3 protein-coding genes are annotated in these 4465 nt (G+C 71.2%); 1 reads left to right on the forward strand and 2 read right to left on the reverse strand.

Translation table 11 applies throughout. The annotated features are described in order from the left end of the window. Window positions 1-174: 174 nt before the first annotated feature. Both ACH4DZ_RS06425 and ACH4DZ_RS06430 read right to left on the reverse strand, forming a co-directional pair. On the reverse strand, window positions 175-1041 hold the full coding sequence (locus tag ACH4DZ_RS06425; protein ID WP_398285796.1) for an LppX_LprAFG lipoprotein: 867 nt from the start codon (window positions 1039-1041) through the stop codon (window positions 175-177). 100 nt (window positions 1042-1141) lie between these two features. Continuing rightward, the gene (locus ACH4DZ_RS06430) at window positions 1142-1651 is read right to left on the reverse strand and encodes a DUF1203 domain-containing protein (protein ID WP_398285797.1); all 510 of its coding nucleotides are present in this window, start codon (window positions 1649-1651) and stop codon (window positions 1142-1144) included. A gap of 112 nt (window positions 1652-1763) precedes the next feature. Here ACH4DZ_RS06430 and pepN point away from each other — a divergent pair, with 112 nt between their 5' ends. Further along, complete coding sequence (gene pepN / locus ACH4DZ_RS06435) at window positions 1764-4376, forward strand: aminopeptidase N (RefSeq protein ID WP_398285798.1); 2613 nt, start codon at window positions 1764-1766, stop codon at window positions 4374-4376. Window positions 4377-4465: the final 89 nt, after the last annotated feature.

Below are 4465 nucleotides of genomic sequence, written 5' to 3' on the forward strand. Positions count from 1 at the left end.
GGTGGGGGGGGGGGGGGGGGGGGGGGGGGGGGGGGGGGGGGGGGGGGGGGGGCGGGCGCGGGGGGGGCGGGGGGGGGGGGGGGGGGGGTTTTTTGGGGGGGGGGGGGGGGGGGGTACGGGGGGGGGGCCCCCCCCCCGGCCCGCACCCGACCGGCAAGCCGACGCGCCCGTCAGTCAGGCCGTGCCCTCGGACTTCGCCGCGTCGGCGAGCTTCTTGGTGACGTCGACCGTGTCGGCCGCGGCCGGAGCCTCCACGTCCGCGTCCGTGCCGAAGTCGCTGAACTTGAGCGTCGTGGTGCTGGTGACCGTCTGGTCCTTCTGGCCCTCGCCCGCCTGGGGCTTCAGCGTAAGCTCGATGGTCTCCTGACGCAGCCGGCCCTCGTCGTCGAGCCACATCTCCAGCGGCAGCGTCGAGGTGCCCAGCTGCTTCTCCAACTGGTCGGCCTTCGCCCGGTCGCCCTTGGCGAGGTTCTTCACCGCCACCTTGACGCGGTAGTGCGTGGTGCGCTCCCCGTCGATCGTCTCCGTGCCGACCTTGGTGACATCGGCGTCGTTCACGCCCTCGGTGTACGCGAAGGACTCCGCCGGGTCGTTGACCTGGCCGCCCGAGCCGTTCAGCTCGGCCGGGTCGATCTTCATCCAGGTCTTGCCCTTCGGCAGCTGGAGCTGGGCGCGCTGCTCGGCCGGGGCCTTCTGGTAGACGACGCCGTCGAGGACGCGCTGTTCGATCTTCTGCCCCTGGGACGTCAGCGTCATGGTGCTGTTGCCGTCTTCGAGGTCCATCACGCCGGTGCCGCGGACGGTCACCGTCTTGCCGGCCGCGGCCGCCTCGGTGGCGAGCGTCATCTTCGCCGAGTCCGCCGCGGTCGTCTTCTGGTGGGCCGCCCGCACCACCTGGGACTCGGACGCGCCCTTGGTCGAGGACGCCCCCTTCGCCCCGTCCTTCTTCCCGTCCGCACCGTCGTCGTCTCCGGAACAGGCGGACACCCCGGCGGTGAGCACCAGTACCGTCGCAACTCCTAGGACGCGCTTTCCCGTCATGGGAACGTTCCCCCTCAACTCGGGTCAAAGATGGGCTACTTGACTCGAACCCGGGTTCCCACTCCTTTACGTGCCACTCCTCCCTGCCCACATCCCGCGTTCAGGGGCGGCGGACCTCGTAGAGGAAGCACCCGTACTCGACCGCCCTGACATGTACGAGAGCCACCTCGCTGTCGGCGAAGGCCTCCGTGAGAGCCGCGTCCAGGGCCCTGTCCGGTGAGTCCTGGCCGGCCGCCTCCGGGATCTCCAGGAGGCGTCCGCCGAGGATGTGGCCCTGGGCGGAGTACCGGCGCAGGGTGCGCAGGACGCCCGGCCGGGCGAAGGGGTACCCGGCGAGACGGGGCCCCGGGCACTCCTCGGCATGGACGAAGACGGGGCCCTGTTCGTCGTACGCGCCGGGGCGCGCGCCCGTTCGCGCGGCCCAGCGGCGCAGGGGCGCGTACGAGACGAGGGCGACGCGCGCTCCCGGTTCACTGCGCCGCAGGCAGCAGCGGAGCGGATCCCCGCCCTCCGGGTCGGTGACGGGAACGCACGGAAGCCCGGCGTCGTCCGTCGCGCGGAGTTCCTTCAGCGCCCGGGGTTCGATGGGACGTGCGTGATGACTGGTCATGGCTCCAGGGTGGCCCCGCGCCCCCCGCGCACACCGGCGGGAAACGGACATCGCACTCCCGCAGCCGCCGTGGAAGGATGACGCAACTGACCCATCACGAGGAGATGACCGCGTGCCTGGCACAAACCTGACCCGCGAAGAGGCGCAGCAGCGGGCGAAGCTGCTCACCGTTGACTCGTACGAGATCGATCTGGATCTCTCCGGCGCGGTGGAGGGCGGCACCTACCGGTCCGTGACCACGGTGCGCTTCGACTCCGCCGAGACCGGCGTCGGGTCCTTCATCGATCTGGTGGCCCCGGCCGTCCAGGAGGTCGTCCTCAACGGTGACTCCCTCGATCCCGCCGAGGTCTTCAAGGACTCGCGGATCGCGCTCGCGGGCATCCTGGAGGGCCGCAACGTCCTGCGGGTCGTGGCCGACTGCGCGTACACGAACACCGGTGAGGGTCTGCACCGGTTCGTCGACCCGGTCGACCAGCAGGCTTACCTCTACACCCAGTTCGAGGTGCCGGACGCCCGCCGTGTCTTCGCGAGCTTCGAGCAGCCGGATCTGAAGGCCACCTTCCAGTTCACCGTGAAGGCGCCCTCCGGCTGGACCGTCATCTCCAACTCGCCGACCCCGGAGCCCAAGGACGACGTCTGGGAGTTCGAGCCGACGCCGCGGATCTCGACGTACGTCACGGCGCTGATCCTCGGTCCGTACCACTCGGTGCACAGCGTGTACGAGAAGGACGGGCAGAGTGTGCCGCTGGGCATCTACTGCCGGCCCTCGCTCGCGGAGTTCCTCGACTCGGACGCGATCTTCGAGGTCACGCGGCAGGGCTTCGAGTGGTTCCAGGAGAAGTTCGACTACGCGTACCCGTTCAAGAAGTACGACCAGCTCTTCGTGCCGGAGTTCAACGCGGGGGCGATGGAGAACGCGGGCGCGGTGACCATCCGCGACCAGTACGTCTTCCGGTCGAAGGTGACGGACGCCGCGTACGAGGTGCGGGCCGAGACCATCCTGCACGAGCTGGCCCACATGTGGTTCGGCGACCTCGTGACGATGGAGTGGTGGAACGACCTGTGGCTCAACGAGTCCTTCGCCACCTACACCTCGATCGCCTGCCAGGCGTACGCGCCGGACTCCCGCTGGCCGCACTCCTGGACCACGTTCGCCAACTCCATGAAGACCTGGGCGTACCGGCAGGACCAGTTGCCCTCCACGCACCCGATCATGGCCACGATCAACGACCTTGACGACGTGCTGGTCAACTTCGACGGCATCACGTACGCCAAGGGCGCCAGCGTCCTGAAGCAGCTCGTGGCGTACGTCGGCGAGGACGAGTTCTTCCGGGGCGTGCAGGCGTACTTCAAGGCGCACGCGTACGGCAACACCCAGCTGTCCGACCTGCTCGGCGCGCTGGAGGAGACCAGCGGACGCGATCTGGGCACCTGGTCGCAGAAGTGGCTGCAGACGGCCGGCATCAACATCCTGCGCCCGGAGATCGAGACGGACGCGAACGGTGTCATCACGTCGTTCGCGATCCGCCAGGAGGCCCCGGCGCTGCCCGCCGGGGCGCAGGGCGAGCCGACCCTGCGCCCGCACCGCATCGCCATCGGCCTGTACGACCTGGCCGGCACCGCCGGTTCCGAGGGCGGCGGCGGCAAGCTGGTGCGCGGTGAGCGCGTCGAGCTGGACGTGGACGGCGAACTGACCGACGTGCCCCAGCTGGTGGGCAAGCCGCGCGCGGCCGTGATCCTCCTCAACGACGACGACCTGTCGTACGCGAAGGTCCGTCTCGACGAGCAGTCCCTCGCGTTCGTCACCGAGCACCTCGGCGACTTCGAGGCCTCCCTGCCCCGCGCCCTGTGCTGGGCCTCGGCCTGGGACATGACCCGCGACGCCGAACTCGCCACCCGCGACTACCTCTCGCTCGTGCTGTCCGGCATCGGCAAGGAGTCGGACATCGGCGTCGTGCAGTCGCTGCACCGCCAGGTGCTGACGGCGGTCGAGCTGTACGCCGACCCGAACGCCCGCGAGGCGCTGCTGACGCGCTGGACCGACGCCACGCTGGCCCATCTGCGGTCCTCCGAGGCCGGCGGCGACCACCAGCTGGCCTGGGCGCGCGCGTTCGCGTCGACGGCCCGTACGCCGGAGCAGCTGGACCTCCTGGAGGGTCTGCTGGACGGCCGGGAGAGCATCGAGGGCCTGGCCGTCGACACCGAGCTGCGCTGGTCGTTCGTGCAGCGGCTCGCGGCGGTGGGGCGCTTCGACGACGCCGAGATCACCAGCGAGTACGAGCGGGACAGGACCGCCGCCGGTGAGCGGCACGCGGCGACCGCCCGCGCCGCCCGCCCGACCGACGAGGCCAAGGCGGAGGCCTGGGCGTCGGTCGTCGAGTCCGACAAGCTGCCGAACGCCGTGCAGGAGGCCGTGATCGGCGGCTTCGTGCAGTTCGGCCAGCGTGAACTGCTCGCCCCGTACACGGACAAGTACTTCGAGGCGGTCAAGGGCGTCTGGGACTCGCGTTCGCACGAGATGGCCCAGCAGATCGCGGTCGGCCTCTATCCGTCGGTCCAGGTCTCCGCGGACACCCTGGCGAAGACGGACGAGTGGCTGGCCTCGGCCGAGCCGAGCGCGGCGCTGCGCCGCCTGATCTCGGAGTCCCGCTCGGGCGTCGAACGCGCCCTGAAGGCCCAGGCGGCGGACACGGCGGCCTCGGCGGCCACGCCGACCGGCGAGTAGCAGGACGGAAGCGGGGGGGGGCCGGGGGGCGGGGGGGGGGGCCGCCCGGCGGGCGGGGGGGGGGGGGGGCCCCCCGCCCCCCCCCCCCC

Origin of the sequence: Streptomyces sp. NPDC017991, from assembly GCF_044328075.1 — a bacterium.
GTDB lineage: Bacteria > Actinomycetota > Actinomycetes > Streptomycetales > Streptomycetaceae > Streptomyces.